Raw genomic sequence first — 16,389 nt, forward strand, 5'->3', positions numbered from 1 at the left:
AAATGAACCCAACCTTCTTCGCAACACAGGAAAAATTCAGAGCATGGTTAGAAAAGCATCACCAAACTGAAACCGAACTTATCGTTGGTTTCTATAGAGTGAGTACCAAAAAACCATGTATGACCTGGTCAGAATCTGTAGATCAGGCGCTTTGTTTTGGCTGGATTGATGGCGTTCGTAAGTCAATTGACCAAGAAAGTTATACAATTAGATTTACACCGAGAAAAAAATCTAGTATCTGGAGTGTTATCAATATTAAAAAAGTCGAAGTTCTCACAAAAGCCGGATTGATGAAAGAAGCCGGATTAAAAGCTTTCGAATTAAAATCTGACGAAAGATCTAAAATTTACTCTCATGAAAATGAAGCGTATGTTCTCGACCCGGAGTTCGAAAAGCAATTTAAAGCCAATAAAATAGCTTGGGAATATTTCAATAATCAGGCGCCATCGTACAAAAAAGTAATAATTCACGTAATTATGAGCGCCAAACAAGAAAAAACCAGACTTTCAAGATTGGAGAAAGCAATAAAATTTAGCGGAGAGCAGAAACGAATGTTGTAAAAATAACAAATGTTTATCATTTTGATTGAACGACAAATAGTAACTTTATCCTCTATCTATAATTTCATTCATCAAAAAAATAAACAATGGAAAGCAGAACTACTTTACAATACTACGTTTTAGATGTATTCTCGAATAAAAGTTATAAAGGAAACCCGTTGTCGGTTGTTTTTACAAATGGTGATTTAGAATTAGAAACCTATCAAAATATCTCAAAAGAATTTGGCTATTCTGAGACATCATTTGTCTATTATTCCACAAAACAAAAAGCACTTAACGTTCGTTCTTTTACACCAACAGGTTTTGAAATTGATGGCGCGGGTCATAATTTACTCGGTGCTGTTTGTGGCGCTTTGCTAAAAAAAATACCCATTTTTGAGGAACAAAATGAAAGTGAGCGTTTTGTAATCATGAAACATTCTGCCATTCCTTTAACGGTAAGTTTTGACCCGGTTACACAATATCCGGTTGTGCAAATGCATCAAAAATCGGCTGTCATTAAACAAGAAATTCCAACTTATAGAATTGCTGTAGCATTGGGTTTAAAAATAGAGGATTTAGATGTAAATGCCTTTGTTCCGACAATTGTCAAAACAGAAGTTGCCCATACGATGGTTCCAATAAAAAACAGTCAGGTACTCAATAGTATTGTACCGGACAACCAACTCTTAATCGAAATCTCAAAAGAATATAAATTCGAAGGTTTTTATTGTTTCACCCTTGCTGATGAAAATCAGGAACACATAGTAGAAACAAGATTCTTCAATCCCATAATCGGAATATATGAAGATCCTGCTACAGGAACGGCTGCAGGACCACTAATTGGCTTTTTAACGCAAAAGAAATTCACCAAATCAGAGAAAGAATATAAAATTCTGCAAGGTGTCAAACTAAAACAGGCTTCCATGATTGAAGTTATGAATCGTGAAGAAGATATTTTGGTTGGTGGTTCGTCGATTATTACGATGAAAGGGGAACTTTATTTATAATATTTTCAAACTACATAATAGTTTTATGACGTTTTATGATAGATACTTAAATGGCGAAACTAAAAAGGTTTACGATGACATTTATAAATTAGGTGAAGATGCATTTTTACCAGATAATATTGTTGATATAGAAAAAGTCATGACGGAGACTTTTGAAAGAGTTTCTTATAATTTAGATGTTATTTACAAAGAGTTACTAGACATCAATTATCTTTTTAAAACCAACTTTCAATTCAATTTTGAACGTCCCTTGATTAAACCTTTCTCGAATACAGATTCTCTTTTACAACAACTTGACGAATCTATTAAACCTTTCGGATTTGTGCCAATATCTTTAAAGATGTTTTATAAAATCGTTGGTGCTTGTAATTTTGGTTGGGATTATGAGACTAATGAAAATTTCATTTGGGAATGTGCAGATCCAATCCAAATTATCAGTCTCGACGAACTAGTTACAATGGCTACAAACGAATATGCATTAGAAGATTTTGAACAATATTTTGAAGATGAGGGTTTTGTTTCATTAGATCTTTCAGCAGATTATCTACACAAAGACAATATTAGTGGAGGCCAGTCCTATTCGATACAAATCACATCAAAACCAAGTATTGATGCAAAATTTTTAAATGAAGAACACAATACTACCTTTATCAACTATCTAAGAATATGTTTTGATAATTGCGGCTTTTCAAGAATTACAAATGCTGAACACAACAATATTTATCAGTCATTTTTTAATAAAGTGAAACCAAAATTAAAAGAGATATAAAAAAAGCTGCATTAAATAATGCAGCTTTTTTTATATCTCAACCAGAAAATTAATTCGTTTTCATTGGTGGTAAATCAAACGCAACAGAATCGTGTTCGAAGTTATTTCTGTGTCCACCATCGCAAAAAGGTTTGTTTGCAGATAATCCGCAACGGCAAAGTCCTAGTGCAGATCTTCCTTGTAGTCCGTAAACTGTTCCTTCTGAATCCATGATTTCAAAATCACCTTCGATTTTGATTGATCCGTTTTTATTGATGATAAGTTTTGTCTTGCTCATAAAATTGTCTTTGTTTTTTTCAGGGCAAAGGTTGCAAAATATATTTTGAAGATTTCGCCTATGATGCTAGTTTAAACTGGTTCTATTTTAGGGAGTTGTTTCACAGAGATACACGAAGGTTTTCGCAGAGATACGCTAAGCTTTTTATTTGATTTCATTAAAAAATCGCGCAAAGACGCAAAGACGCAAAGTTTTATTTTTCTTTGCGCCTTTGCGTCTTTGCGCGATTAATTGGCTTTTTCTTAAAACTCTCCGCGAATCTTGGCGCTTTTTCTTTGTGAATCTCCGCGAAATAACAAATTCTCAATTCTATTGCTTATTTTTGCACTCAATAAAATTGAGTTATGATACAGAATCCAAAGAGATATACTATTACGGCAGCCTTGCCTTACACCAACGGACCTATTCATATTGGGCATTTGGCGGGGGTTTACGTGCCTGCAGATATTTATTCGAGATATTTACGTTTGCAAGGAAAAGACGTTGCATTCATTTGCGGAAGTGATGAACATGGCGTTGCAATTTCGATGAAAGCAAAAAAAGAAGGAATTACACCACAAGAAGTTATTGATAAATACGACGGAATTATAAGAAAATCATTTGCTGATTTCGGAATTTCATTTGATAATTATTCTCGTACTTCGGCTAAGATTCATCATGATACGGCACAGGAATTCTTCAGGACTTTGTATGATAACGGTGATTTTATTGAAGAAACAACAGAGCAATTGTATGATGCAAAAGCAGATCAGTTTCTAGCAGATCGTTTTGTGGTTGGAACATGCCCAAAATGTGGCAATGACGGAGCATACGGCGATCAATGTGAAAATTGCGGATCGACTTTGAATGCTACCGATTTGATTAATCCGAAATCGACAATTACCGGAGAAACTCCAATTTTAAAAGAAACAAAACACTGGTTTTTACCTCTAGACAGATACACTGATTTCTTGACAGAATGGATTTTGGTTGGACATAAAAACGACTGGAAACCGAATGTTTACGGACAAGTTAAATCGTGGGTTGATGGTGGATTAGAACCTCGTGCGGTAACACGTGATCTGGATTGGGGAATTGATGTTCCGGTTGAAGGTGCCGAAGGAAAAAAATTATACGTTTGGTTTGATGCGCCTATCGGATATATTTCGTCTACGAAAGAATGGGCAGCGCGTGAAGGAAAAGACTGGGAACCATACTGGAAAGATGAAGAAACGAAATTAGTTCACTTTATTGGGAAAGATAATATTGTTTTTCACTGTATCATTTTCCCTGCAATGTTAAAAGCCGAAGGAAGCTATATTTTACCAGACAACGTTCCGGCAAATGAGTTTTTGAATTTGGAAGGAAACAAACTTTCGACTTCTAAAAACTGGGCGGTTTGGCTGCACGAATATTTAGAAGAATTTCCGGAGAAACAAGACGTTTTGCGTTATGCATTAACTTCAAATGCTCCAGAAACTAAGGATAACGATTTTACCTGGAAAGATTTCCAGGCAAGAAATAACAACGAATTAGTTGCTATTTTCGGGAATTTCATTAATCGTGTGGTGGTTTTAACCAACAAATATTACGAAGGAGTTATTCCGACGCCAAATGAATTTTCAGAAGTTGACGAACAAACTTTAGCCGAATTAAAAGCGTATCCGGCTGTGATTTCGAGTTCAGTAGAGCGTTACAGATTTCGTGAAGCTTTAGGCGAATTGATGAATGTTGCCCGTTTAGGAAATAAATACCTTGCTGACGAAGAGCCTTGGAAAGTGATGAAAGACAATCCGGAGCGTGTAAAAACGCAAATGTATGTGGCTTTGCAAATTGCTACTGCCTTGAGCGTTTTAGCTGAGCCTTTTTTACCTTTTACATCAGCGAAACTTTCTAAAATCCTTAATTTAAGTGATCTTAAAGAGCATTTTGAAGGATTTAGCAAATTTCTTAAAGAGAAGAACCGTGATGCAAAAGACATCATTATAGATAAAGTTTTAGGTTGGAATGATATTGCTGAAAATTCAGATTTAATTCCGGCAGGGCATAAAATTGGCGAAGCTGAATTGCTTTTTGCTAAAATAGAAGACGAAGAAATACAAAAACAAATAGATAAATTGGAAGCTACAAAAACAGCTAATCTTGCAGAAAGCAAACAACCGGAACCACAAAAAGATTTGATTCAGTTTGAGGATTTCGCCAAAATGGACATTCGTGTTGGAACCATTCTGGAAGCAGAAAAAATGCCAAAAGCAAATAAACTTTTAGTTCTTAAAGTGGATACCGGAATTGACGTTCGTACGATCGTTTCAGGAATTGCAGAAAGCTTTTCTCCGGAAGAAATTATCGGAAAACGTGTTTCTGTATTAGCCAATTTAGCGCCAAGAGCATTACGTGGTGTCGAAAGTCAGGGAATGATTTTGATGACGACAAATGCTGAAGGAAAATTGGTTTTTATCAATCCGGATGCTGACGCTCCAAATGGAGAAACGGTAAACTAACGTTTTATACTACCTATAAAATGGCGTGAATCGATTAAGAGATTAATTGATTCACGCTTTTTGATTTTCCAAAAAAAAATTAACAGCTATATTCAGAAATAATTTAGATATTCGCCAAAAAACAAAGACAAATTACAGCAATGGTAAAAAAAATATTTTTCTATTCCTTATTATTAAGCAGTTTAATCTCTTTTTCACAAGAAGTTGTAAACTCTACACCTGTAAAACTTAAAAAAAACAGAGACATTTTTCAGATTGTAAATAATGAAAAAAAGGAAACAACATTATTTATTAGTGATAAAGAAAAGGTAAAAGCAATTCGTTTAAACGAACAAATGCAGATTACTGACAGTATTTCGGCACCAAGGCCAAACTTAAAAACCTATGTTGGAATGGTAGGCTACAACAGTGCAAATGCAAATGTAAGACTGTATTGGTCTTCAGATGATTATAAAGAGATTTTTTCTCAACTTTATGATTTTGATAGCCGTAAAATTATCACTCAGGAATATGTTTTATCTTTAAAGGACGAAAAAGTGTTGCAAAAATTCAGTAATGAAAACACCTTTTATCTTCTTACAGTTATTAAACGAAGTAGTACTTTTAAACTACATATTTTTGATAAAGACGGTAAACATACTGAAAATTCAATCGTATTAAAAGATTTTCATTTTTACAATAGCGTATATAAAAGAACTGATTTATATGGTGTTCTAGAAGAAAATTTATTGCCGTTTGAGTATCCTTTTTCACTTAAATACATTACTCCTGAAAATCCAACATCTATAACTGATGCGGCATATAAAAGGAAATGTTATTTCGATGGAAATGAAATAGTTGTTACAATAGATTCTAATATCGATTACACACAAGCCATTATTTTGGATCTTAAAAGCTTTACCGCTACTGAAAAATTACTAAAACACCCAATCATTCAGTCAGAATATCGCAGTGAGCTGAATTCAAATTCATTTTATTTCGATAAAAAATTATACCAAATCAAGACTTCATCTGACCATTTGTATTTCAATGTAAAAGATTTAAATGATACCATTTTAAAAGCTTATACAGCCACTGCGGCAAAACCAATTGAATTTAAAAATTCGGAGATCAGTCAGGAAGGCGGTGATTTTGGAGGTTCAAAAAGAGTGCTGGAAAACAGCTCGCAGTTCATCAGAAAATTAAATAATATGAACTCAGGTCTTAGCTGTTACCATATAGGCGATAAAACTCTTATTTCATTAGGAAGTGTTTCAGAGGTTAGGGCTACATTAGGCCAGGCTGTTTTAGGTAATTTTGGTGCTGTTGGATCTATAGTTTCATCAATAGTTTACAATCCAACATTAGAAAGCTTTAATTCATATGAACGAAGAAAAGTAGTCAAGATTGATGGTTTATTTGACAAAAATGATAACCACCTAACAGAAAACTTACAACCGCTGGCATTTGACAAAATTAGAAACTTCTTCGATAAAAATACGGATGTCTCTTCACAGACATTATTCAAAATGACTAATAACTATTATGTGGGTTATTACGACAATAAAGCCAAAGAATATGTCATCAGAAAATTTGCTGACTAAAAAATCACTTCCCGACTTAAAACCCGGGATTTTTTTTCTTTAAAAATTGCTTTAGATTCAGTAAATTGTAAACGATCAGGCACGAAAACACGTAAATAATGAAACTTACCAAACCAAGATTAGCCTTAATTTGCGGGATACTTTGTATTTCAATTTTCCCGATATTGATTAAACTCAAATTAGCACCAGGATTAATCTCGGCTTTTTACCGTATGTTTTTTGCTGTTCTTCTGCTTTTACCTTATGTAATTATAACGAAGAGTTTTCAGCTTCCTAAGACCAAGTTCTTGCTTTTGGCAGTGCTTTGCGGTGTTTTATTTTCTTCGGATGTTGCGGTTTGGAATATTGCCATTCAGGATTCAAGCGCGACTCAGGCTTCTTTGTTGACGAATTTATCGCCACTTTGGGTCGGAATTGGTTCTTTTTTCTTTTTGAAAATTAGACCGGCAACCAATTTCTGGATTGGAACTGTAGTTTCGTTATTCGGAATGGTGACTTTGGTTGGCTTTAGTTTCTTTATGGAATTGGATTTCAATCAGGCTTTTCTATTTGCCGTTTTATCCGGAATTCTGTATTCGATTTATCTTTTGATCAGCAAAAATGTATTGTCAGAAGTTGATGTTTTGTCCTTTATGACGATCAGTTTATTGGCTTCAAGTGTTTATTTGGGAATTCTATGTTATGCGCTGGATCAGCCTTTTACCGGATTCTCCAATACCGGTTGGTTTGTTCTGGTCTTACAGGCTGTAATTTGCCAATTGTGCGCCTGGCTATCGATTAGTTATGCAACACAACACATGCGCGCCACAAGAGTTTCGCTGAGTTTACTAAGTCAGGCGGTAATAACATCAATATTAGCTTGGTTGTTTTTAGAAGAACAAATAACTTTACAGATGGTTTTTGGTGGCATCATTTTACTTCTCGGAATTAGAATTACTTTTTACGATAAGACTATTTCGCTAAAAAGACTTTTTTCTAAGGATTGATAAATGGCACACGGATGACACGGATCTAGTCGGATATATACAGATTTTTTTTAATTAGTGCCGAAAAAAGTTTCACGCAGACTTTTATGATTTAAGCGCACCGACGCAGATTTTAAAGAAATCTTTAAAATCATTTTAATCTGTGGCAAATTCGCGAAAATTTGTGCAATTTGTGGTTAAAAAAACTTCAGTCACTGATGCGATCAGGAGTGGCAAAAAAATTAGCGAAAATTTGTGCAATTTGTGGCAAAAAAAATTCACGCAGATTTTACAGATTTAAGCAAATCAGTGCAGATATTTTTTTAAATCTATTTACTCTTTTAATCTGTGGCAAAAAAAATAAAGAAAATTCGTGAATTCGTGGCGGAAAAACCTGAAACCTGAAACAAAAATAAACTTGAAACAAAATTCTATGTTACATAAAAGCAAAATACCGAATTTAAAAGTAATAGCATTTGATGCTGATGACACTTTGTTCGTAAACGAACCTTATTTTCAGGAAACAGAACATAAATTCTGTGCTTTGATGGAAGATTATCTTTCGCATCAGGGCATTTCACAGGAATTATTCAAAATTGAAATTGCCAATTTACCTTTGTACGGTTACGGAATCAAAGGCTATATTTTGTCGATGATCGAAGCGGCCATGAACATTTCGAACAATACCATTCCGATTGAGGTTATTGAAAAAATCATTCAATACGGAAAAGAATTACTTGAAAAGCCTATTGAGCTTCTAGACGGAATCGAAGAAACATTGCAGGCTTTACAAGGAAAGTACAAATTGGTTGTGGCCACAAAAGGCGATTTGAAAGACCAGCATAGTAAATTGCACCGTTCTGGTTTAGGGCACTATTTTCACCATATCGAAGTAATGTCAGACAAACAAACGATTGATTATGAAAAATTGCTGGGTCGTTTAGATATTCGTTCAAATGAATTTTTGATGATTGGAAATTCTTTAAAATCTGATGTTTTGCCCGTTTTGGAAATTGGCGGTTATGCCGTTCATATTCCGTTTCATACCACTTGGGAACACGAAAAAATCAACCATAAAGTAGAGCACACTCATTTCAGCTCTTTCGAAAAAATTTCTGAAGTGCTTCCTAATTTATTATAATGAAAACACTTTTAGACTTAGAAAACTGGAATAGAAAAGAGCACTTTGCCCATTTTAGCCGAATGGAAGAGCCTTTTTTTGGCGCAACCGTTGAAATCGATTGTACCAAAGCCTATCAAATGGCAAAAAGTCTCAAAACTTCTTTTTTCATTTATTATTTGCACAAAACCTTAGTTGCCGTAAATGCGATCGAGAATTTTAAATATCGAATTTCAAAAGGCGAAATCTACATTAACGATCGTATCGATGCTTCGGCAACAATTGGTCGCGAAGATGGTACTTTTGGGTTTTCTTTAATTGAATATAATGCTGATATTAGAATTTTTGAACAGACTGCTTTGGCAGAAATCGAACGAATTCAAAATACAACCGGACTTTTTACCAGATCTTTTGATGATGACAATGTGATCCATTTTTCGGCTATTCCGTGGCTTAATTTTACATCGCTTTCTCATGCCAGAAGTTATACTTTCCCGGATAGCTGCCCTAAAATTTCTTTCGGGAAAATGATGACTTCTGAATCCGGAAAAAGAAGTATTGCCATGTCGGTACATGTACATCATGGCTTGATGGATGGTTTACATGTTGGGCAATTCGTTGCTACCTTTCAGGAGTTGATGAACTCTTAAATTTTATCTTCAAATAAATCTTATTTTATTATGATTGTGACTTCTGTCGGAAAGTAATTCTTACAAATAATTGTTGGTTTGGGAAAAATTTAAAATCTCAAATACAATGAAAAAAATTGTAATTACTCTGGCGTTTGCATTAAGTTTAATGCATGCAAAAGCACAAACAGAAAACAACCCTACAACTAGTTACAATAAGTGGTCTGTAGAATTAGATGGTGGTTTTAACAAACCTCAGCGTCCATTAACTTCTGGCTTTTACACTTCAAGAATCAATCCTTTTACTGTTGATCTGGGTGTAAGATATATGATGAACAACAAATTCGGTTTAAAAGCGGATGTTGGATATAATACTTTTACGGGCCAAAATAATAGTTCAATTGATTTTGATTCAAAATACTACAGAATTGATCTTCAAGGAGTCGCTAATCTGGGAAGAATAATGAATTTTGAAACCTGGACAAACACTTTTGGTTTACTGGGACACGCAGGTTTTGGAGTAGGACGTTTAGAAAATAAAGATTTACATGTAAAAGATAATGTAGGTAATTTAATCGCTGGGCTTACAGGACAAATCAGATTAACAGACAGATTTGCCTTAACCGGTGATGTAAGTTCTATTTTTAATGCCTATCAGGATCATACCTTTGATGGTGGTGCCGCTACAAATTCGAGAGGATTCAGTGGATTATTATTTACCGGAACTGCCGGTTTAAATATTTATTTAGGTAAAAATTCTAAACATGCTGACTGGACTGTAATCTCTGAAAATGCTGATGTTGCCGCATTAGAAAACAAAGTTGCGAATCTTGAAGCTTTAGTAAACAAAATACCTGAAAAGCAAGTAGTAATTGAAAAACCAGTTACGAATACAGTAGTGAATGACAAAGATGTCGTTAAAGAAATGATCAACGACAAATACTATAGTGTTTATTTTGATTTCAATAAATCAACTCCAATCGAAAATTCAACAGCTGCAATTGATGTTATTTTAGCATATTTAAGAAAAAATCCTTCAGCTTCTCTTGACATTGTTGGGCATGCTGATCAGGTTGGAAGCTCAGAATACAATGATAAACTATCAAATGCAAGAGCAAATAACATTAAAACTATTCTGGAGAAAGCTGGTATCTCATCTTCGCGATTAAATGTTATTTCTGAAGGAGCTGACACCTCTATTCAAAAAGACTCCGCTGAAGCCAGAAGACTAGCCAGAAGAGTTACCTTCAAAGTAAAATAAGCTCATTTTTAATTAAGCTCTAAAGAAATTTAGGGCTTTTTTATTTTGTTCTTTTTGTAGATGTAAAATTGATAGAAAATAATTTGTACTTTTCATTATTCAAAAATTTCCACAAACAAAAGTGGAATGATGTTTGTGGCTAAAATAATGTGAAAAAAATTATATTTTTATTTCTTCTGTCCTCTAACTCATTATTGTTCAGTCAAACAATATTGAATTCCTATCCGTTAGATTTAAAAAAATCTTACGGAGCGGAACAGATTTTAACTGCCGAAAACAAACAAACTCACGAAGTTTTTGTCTTTGCTGCAGATAGTGAGAACATATCTATTTTAAAATACAATAGTTCTCTATTCCTTACAGATCAATATAAAGGGCCTCTAAAAGACGTTGATGATAAGTCTCTGGTTGGATATAGCTTTAGTGCAGACGGATTACCCACACTCTATTGGTCAACAAAAAATTACGGAACTATTATAGCTACTAAATATTTTTTTGGAAATAAAACTTCTAAAAATTTAAACTTTGTATTTACTTCTGAAAAACAATCTATTATAACACAATTTCAGCTAGAAAATTCATATAATCTCCTTGTTAAAGATTTAGAAGAGCAAACACTTATTCTTTATACTTTTGGAAATGGCACTGTCGAGCAAAAAATATTCGATTTTTCTGCATTCAAATTTCAGAATAGCAACACAAAATTCGTCACTTTCAATTATGTTATTCAGCAAAATCCGATTGAACAAATTGGAACAGATGAATATAATCCTTTATTTAAAACTACTGCAAAAAGTAAATTATACATCTTTCCCAACCGTTTTGTTTTAACTCTTGATCACAATCCAAAAAAAACGCAGGTATTTGATATCAATCTTGAAACGGAAGAAATTAAAGAAAAAGACTTTACTCAATCGCTCATTCTAAAACCCAAAAAAAGAAGTAATTCCTTTTTTCAGGATAATAAATTGTATCAAACAATCGCCAGTGATGAAGAATTCTTCCTTGACATAAAGGATTACAACTCCGATAAAACGTTGAAGAGTTTTCACATTACAAAAAATGATACAATCGATTTTAAAACATCTCCCTTATTAATTCAGCGAGAAGGTGAAAAAGCTAAAGCGTTAAAAACGACAAAAAAATTCCTTAACAATTTATCTTATCTTGATATTGGCTTATCTGTCTTTAAAAACAAAGAAAACACTTTAATTACATTGGGAGGAACTCCTAACATGGCAAGACAAGGCAGTATCTTTATTTCCTCCTACTATCCTTTTGAAGATTTTGGATTTTATGATAATGGCTCATCGTATTATCCCCCAAATTATTCTTCAGGTTATATCCATACAGAATCGGTGTATTTTGAAAGTGTATGGAATCCTGATTTTGCAATTGTAAAACAAGAGCAACTCGAGCCATTGGCCATTGACAATATCTACTATTTTATGAGTCTTAATAAGCAGATTGCATTAGACAATATTTTAAAATACAAAGATTTTTATATTTTAAACTATTACGATACTGCTTCAAAACAATTCATAATGCGCAAATTCAAAGACGGATTTAACGCAGATGACCCATTTCTAGACCAGCTAAATACTCCTTCGTCTTTCAAAAAACCTTTTCATAAAAGATCTTAAATTTATTGAGAATTAATCCAAATGTCTTCGGTATCACGGTTTCCAAAAACTAAAATGGATTATTTTTTTTAACTTTACAAAAAAGACACTTATTATGCTAAAGAAAAATATTGAATCAGCGTTGAACAAGCAAATACGCATAGAGGCAGAATCTTCGCAAACCTACCTTTCTATGGCTTGTTGGGCTGAAGTACACGGATTAGAGGGAATCGCTCAATTTATGTACACACAGTCAGACGAAGAGCGCGCGCACATGCTAAAACTGGTTAAATATGTTAACGAGCGTGGCGGACATGCAACAATTACTGATCTAAAAGCACCAAAAACATCTTATACTACCTTTAAAGAAATGTTTGAAGCGCTTTATAGCCATGAAATTTTTGTTTCAGAATCTATTAATGAATTGGTGCACATCACTTTTGAAGAAAAAGATTATGCAACACATAATTTCTTACAATGGTATGTATCTGAACAAATCGAGGAAGAGGCTACTGCTAAATCAATCTTAGATAAAATCAACTTAATTGGGGATGATAAAGGCGGACTTTACTTGTTTGATCGTGATATTCAACAGTTAACCGTTACCAGCTCAATCGCTATCAATCCAAAATAAAAAAGTTAAAGTTTATTTAGAATACTTAAAAATAACATATTTCTTTTATATTTGCCTCTGTTTTTATAATACAGAGGAAAATTGAGCAAGAAAGAAAAAGACAAGGACAAAAAAAAGGATAAAAAGAAAAAGAAGAATAAAGTTATCCTTGAAAACATTAAGAAGTTAGAAAACTGTAAATCTTCTTGTTGTGAAAAATACAAAAAGAGCGAAAAGAAACGCTGCTCGCGTTGTCCTATGTTTGATTTATTCAAAAAAACTGCTTAAACAATATATTCAAAACCCACCAATCTGGTGGGTTTTTTGTTTAAATTGCAGACCTCTTTTGATTATAGAAAGTCTCAAAGTTTAATTTATGGAAAACCAATTTACGATACCTAAATCAAGTCTTGATTTCTTGGTAAAGCTGAAAACAAATAATAACAAACCGTGGTTTGAGGCCAATAAACCAACTTACTTAAACGAATTAAATCATATTGAAAATTTTGCAGGTGCATTGCTTCAGGAACTTTCTAAAACTGATGTTTTGGAAACGACTTCCGGCAAAAAAAGCGTTTACCGAATTTATCGCGATATTCGTTTCGCGAAAGACAAAACTCCTTTTAAAACTTTTTGGGGTGGTAGTTATACACGAGCAACAGCAGCGAGACGCGGTGGTTATTACTTTCACCTGGAAAAAGGAAACAGCTTTCTTGCCGGTGGATTTTGGGGACCAAATGCCACAGATTTAAAACGCATAAGAAGCGAATTTGCTCATGATCCTGAATCCATGAAAAAAATAATAAACTCAAAAACTTTCAAAAGCAACTTTGGAACTTTACAAGGCGAGCAACTTAAAACAGCGCCAAAAGGCTTTGATATCAATCATGAAGCTATAGGTTTACTTCGTTATAGACAGTTTTTAGTAATGAAGCGTTTTACTGACGATGAAGTTTTAAGTCCACTTTTTCTGGAACAGGCTTTGGAAACCTTCAAAAACATGCGACCTTTTTTTGATTATATGAGCGAAATATTAACTACAGACCTAAATGGAGCTTCTGTTTTATAATTATACATGCAAAACCCGACAAGTTTAAAAAACCTGTCGGGTTTACTCCTCATAGCAATTTTTACTTGCTTAACAATACTATTTCATTTACAACAACTTCGGTTATATATTTCTTTTCACCGTTTTTGTCATCGTAACTTCTATGGGTGAGTTTTCCGTCAATGGCGACTTCCTTCCCTTTCACAACATATTTTTCGATAATTTCTGCCGTTTTGCCCCATGCTGTAACACGATGCCATTCCGTTTGCTCCACTTTTTCACCTTTGTCATTGGTGTAACGATCGTTTGTGGCAATAGTTAAATGCGCTAATTTTTTTCCGTTTTCTAATGTTTTAATTTCCGGGTCGTTTCCTACGTTCCCAATTAATTGTACTCTGTTTTTCATTGCGTTCATGGCGTATATTATTTAAATGTTCTTATAAAATTGAATTCGCTTGTCAAATTCAACGATGCAAAGATGTGGCAGCTTTCAAAAATTAGTCGGTTAGCAACTATTTACTTTCGGTTGTAACTATTTGTAAACGTTTGTAAATGGAAATTTTGTATATTTGAGATAAATCTTACGATATGCAGGCAAAAATTAATAAAGTTGAATTACGAAATTTAGAATTAGACGATTACAAACAATTGAAAAATTCCATGGTTGAAGCGTATCCGGAAATGGCGAATTCATACTGGGAATCAGCAGATATTAAAAGATTACTTTCTATATTTCCGGAAGGTCAATTGGTTATATTAGTAGACGGAATTGTTGTAGGATCTGCGCTATCCTTAATTGTTGATGAAAAACTAGTTGACAAAAGACATAATTACAAACAAATCATTGGAGACTATAGTTTTTCAACCCATAATCCAAATGGCGATATCTTATATGGAATTGATGTTTTCATTCATCCGCATTATCGTGGCTTGCGATTGGGACGTCGTTTATACGATGCCCGTAAAGAACTTTGTGAGCAGCTAAACTTAAAGGCTATTGTTTTTGCCGGCAGAATTCCAAATTATGCACAACATTCCAAGAAACTCACTCCCAAAAACTATATTGACAAAGTCAAACACAAAGAATTGCACGATCCTGTACTTTCTTTTCAGTTGAGCAATGATTTTCATGTTTTACGAATCATCAAAAATTATCTCGAAGGCGACGAAGAATCAAAAGAATTTGCAGTTCTGCTAGAATGGAATAATGTCTATTATGATGAAAGTCCGAAACTAATAAATCTGGAAAAAAGTGTAATCAGATTAGGATTAATTCAGTGGCAAATGCGTCAATTGAATAATGTTGAAGAATTTTTTGAGCAAGCAGAATTTTTTATAGATGTAGTTTCTGGTTATGGTGCCGATTTTGCCTTATTTCCAGAGCTCTTCATAGCACCTTTAATGGCAGATTACAATCATCTATCAGAGGCTGAAGCAATTCGGGAACTTGCGAGATATTCTGATCCTATCAGAAAACGCTTCCAGGAATTTGCTATTTCATACAACATCAATATCATTACCGGAAGTATGCCCTATTTAGACAACAATGATCTTTATAATGTTGGCTTTTTATGTAAACGGGATGGAACCTCAGAAATGTATACTAAAATTCACGTTACGCCAAACGAAGTGCAACATTGGGGAATGAAAGGCGGATCACAATTTAAAACCTTTGATACCGATTGCGGTAAAATTGGAATCCTGATTTGTTACGATGTTGAATTTCCGGAACTTTCCAGAATTATGGCCAATGAAGGCATGAATATTCTTTTTGTACCGTTTTTAACCGATACTCAAAATGCCTATACTCGTGTAAAACACTGTTCACAGGCTCGTGCCATAGAAAACGAGTGTTATGTTGCGATTGCAGGTTGTGTTGGAAACCTCCCAAAAGTAAATAATATGGATATTCAATATGCACAGGCTTCAGTGTTTACACCGTCTGATTTTGCTTTTCCGAGTAATGGAATAAAAGCCGAAGCCACTCCAAATACTGAAATGACACTTATTGTAGATGTTGATTTAAACCTATTAAAACAACTACATGAACATGGAAGTGTCAGAATATTAAAAGACAGACGACATGATTTATATGAAATTAAAAAAATCGAACAATGAAAACCTGCCTCGAGTGCTCCGAAAAAATTGTAGGCCGCGAAGACAAAAAGTTTTGTTCAGATAGCTGCCGCAATGCCTTCAACAACAAAATAAATAAGGACAGTACTAATTTCATGCGAAATGTAAATAACAAATTACGAAAAAATTACCGTATTTTGGCGGAGTTAAACACGGAAGGAAAATCAAAAGCAACAAGAGACAAAATGATCAATAAAGGTTTTGATTTTGATTTCTTTACCAATATCTTGCACACCAAAACAGGCAATACCTACTATTTCCTGTATGACCAGGGATATCGATCTTTGGACAATGATTATTTTATGCTTGTTAAAAAAGAAATTTAGTACGTATTCAT

At 33.8% G+C, this 16,389-nt stretch carries 17 protein-coding genes; 15 read left to right on the plus strand and 2 right to left on the minus strand.

Features of this window, described 5'->3' with window-relative positions:
* Window positions 1-2: 2 nt before the first annotated feature.
* The 3 genes from B0A65_RS02210 to B0A65_RS02220 all read left to right on the plus strand — a co-directional run bounded on the left by B0A65_RS02210 (window position 3) and on the right by B0A65_RS02220 (window position 2,318).
* A complete protein-coding gene (locus tag B0A65_RS02210; protein ID WP_074660238.1) occupies window positions 3-560 on the plus strand; it encodes a YdeI/OmpD-associated family protein in 558 nt (185 codons plus the stop codon).
* An 86-nt stretch (window positions 561-646) separates the two neighbouring features.
* Window positions 647-1,549: a PhzF family phenazine biosynthesis protein gene (locus B0A65_RS02215; protein ID WP_074660237.1), complete on the plus strand. Its 903-nt coding sequence runs from the start codon at window positions 647-649 to the stop codon at window positions 1,547-1,549.
* Between the two features lie 25 nt (window positions 1,550-1,574).
* Window positions 1,575-2,318: a hypothetical protein gene (locus B0A65_RS02220; protein WP_074660236.1), complete on the plus strand. Its 744-nt coding sequence runs from the start codon at window positions 1,575-1,577 to the stop codon at window positions 2,316-2,318.
* Between the two features lie 49 nt (window positions 2,319-2,367).
* Here B0A65_RS02220 and B0A65_RS02225 read toward each other — a convergent pair whose 3' ends face one another.
* Window positions 2,368-2,595, minus strand: coding sequence for a CDGSH iron-sulfur domain-containing protein (locus B0A65_RS02225; RefSeq protein WP_026984188.1), 228 nt, complete (start codon window positions 2,593-2,595; stop codon window positions 2,368-2,370).
* A 344-nt stretch (window positions 2,596-2,939) separates the two neighbouring features.
* Here B0A65_RS02225 and metG point away from each other — a divergent pair, with 344 nt between their 5' ends.
* The 10 genes from metG to B0A65_RS02275 all read left to right on the plus strand — a co-directional run bounded on the left by metG (window position 2,940) and on the right by B0A65_RS02275 (window position 13,937).
* Window positions 2,940-5,075, plus strand: a complete 2,136-nt coding sequence (metG, locus tag B0A65_RS02230; protein ID WP_074660235.1) for a methionine--tRNA ligase — start codon at window positions 2,940-2,942, stop codon at window positions 5,073-5,075.
* 140 nt (window positions 5,076-5,215) lie between these two features.
* Window positions 5,216-6,658, plus strand: a complete 1,443-nt coding sequence (locus B0A65_RS02235; RefSeq protein ID WP_074660234.1) for a hypothetical protein — start codon at window positions 5,216-5,218, stop codon at window positions 6,656-6,658.
* A gap of 98 nt (window positions 6,659-6,756) precedes the next feature.
* Window positions 6,757-7,644, plus strand: coding sequence for a DMT family transporter (locus B0A65_RS02240; RefSeq protein ID WP_074660233.1), 888 nt, complete (start codon window positions 6,757-6,759; stop codon window positions 7,642-7,644).
* Window positions 7,645-8,056: 412 nt separating this feature from the next.
* A complete protein-coding gene (locus B0A65_RS02245) occupies window positions 8,057-8,764 on the plus strand; it encodes an HAD family hydrolase (RefSeq protein WP_074660307.1) in 708 nt (235 codons plus the stop codon).
* A complete protein-coding gene (locus tag B0A65_RS02250; protein ID WP_074660232.1) occupies window positions 8,764-9,393 on the plus strand; it encodes a chloramphenicol acetyltransferase in 630 nt (209 codons plus the stop codon). The genes B0A65_RS02245 and B0A65_RS02250 overlap by 1 nt, the downstream gene beginning before the upstream one ends.
* Window positions 9,394-9,499: 106 nt before the next feature.
* Complete coding sequence (locus B0A65_RS02255) at window positions 9,500-10,633, plus strand: OmpA family protein (RefSeq protein ID WP_074660231.1); 1,134 nt, start codon at window positions 9,500-9,502, stop codon at window positions 10,631-10,633.
* 149 nt (window positions 10,634-10,782) lie between these two features.
* The gene (locus B0A65_RS02260) at window positions 10,783-12,276 is read left to right on the plus strand and encodes a hypothetical protein (protein WP_074660230.1); all 1,494 of its coding nucleotides are present in this window, start codon (window positions 10,783-10,785) and stop codon (window positions 12,274-12,276) included.
* A gap of 94 nt (window positions 12,277-12,370) precedes the next feature.
* Window positions 12,371-12,889 (plus strand): ferritin, encoded by a 519-nt coding sequence (locus B0A65_RS02265; RefSeq protein ID WP_056188711.1) that lies wholly within the window; start codon window positions 12,371-12,373, stop codon window positions 12,887-12,889.
* Window positions 12,890-12,970: 81 nt separating this feature from the next.
* Window positions 12,971-13,156 carry a hypothetical protein gene (locus B0A65_RS02270; protein ID WP_056188713.1) on the plus strand — a complete coding sequence of 62 codons (186 nt, stop codon included), beginning with the start codon at window positions 12,971-12,973 and terminating at the stop codon, window positions 13,154-13,156.
* Window positions 13,157-13,244: 88 nt separating this feature from the next.
* Window positions 13,245-13,937: a DUF2461 domain-containing protein gene (locus tag B0A65_RS02275; RefSeq protein ID WP_074660229.1), complete on the plus strand. Its 693-nt coding sequence runs from the start codon at window positions 13,245-13,247 to the stop codon at window positions 13,935-13,937.
* Between the two features lie 61 nt (window positions 13,938-13,998).
* On the opposite strand, the gene B0A65_RS02280 is transcribed toward B0A65_RS02275, so the two are convergent.
* On the minus strand, window positions 13,999-14,331 hold the full coding sequence (locus B0A65_RS02280) for a single-stranded DNA-binding protein (protein WP_074660228.1): 333 nt from the start codon (window positions 14,329-14,331) through the stop codon (window positions 13,999-14,001).
* A 173-nt stretch (window positions 14,332-14,504) separates the two neighbouring features.
* On the opposite strand from B0A65_RS02280, the gene B0A65_RS02285 reads away from it, so the two are divergent.
* Together B0A65_RS02285 and B0A65_RS02290 are read left to right on the plus strand one after the other, a co-directional pair.
* Window positions 14,505-16,034 carry a bifunctional GNAT family N-acetyltransferase/carbon-nitrogen hydrolase family protein gene (locus B0A65_RS02285; RefSeq protein WP_074660227.1) on the plus strand — a complete coding sequence of 510 codons (1,530 nt, stop codon included), beginning with the start codon at window positions 14,505-14,507 and terminating at the stop codon, window positions 16,032-16,034.
* A complete protein-coding gene (locus B0A65_RS02290; RefSeq protein ID WP_026984200.1) occupies window positions 16,031-16,378 on the plus strand; it encodes a hypothetical protein in 348 nt (115 codons plus the stop codon). Before B0A65_RS02285 ends, B0A65_RS02290 begins: the two co-directional genes overlap by 4 nt.
* Window positions 16,379-16,389 lie beyond the last annotated feature (11 nt).

This window comes from Flavobacterium frigidimaris (genome assembly GCF_002217275.1).
GTDB classification, from domain to species: Bacteria; Bacteroidota; Bacteroidia; order Flavobacteriales; family Flavobacteriaceae; genus Flavobacterium; species Flavobacterium aquidurense.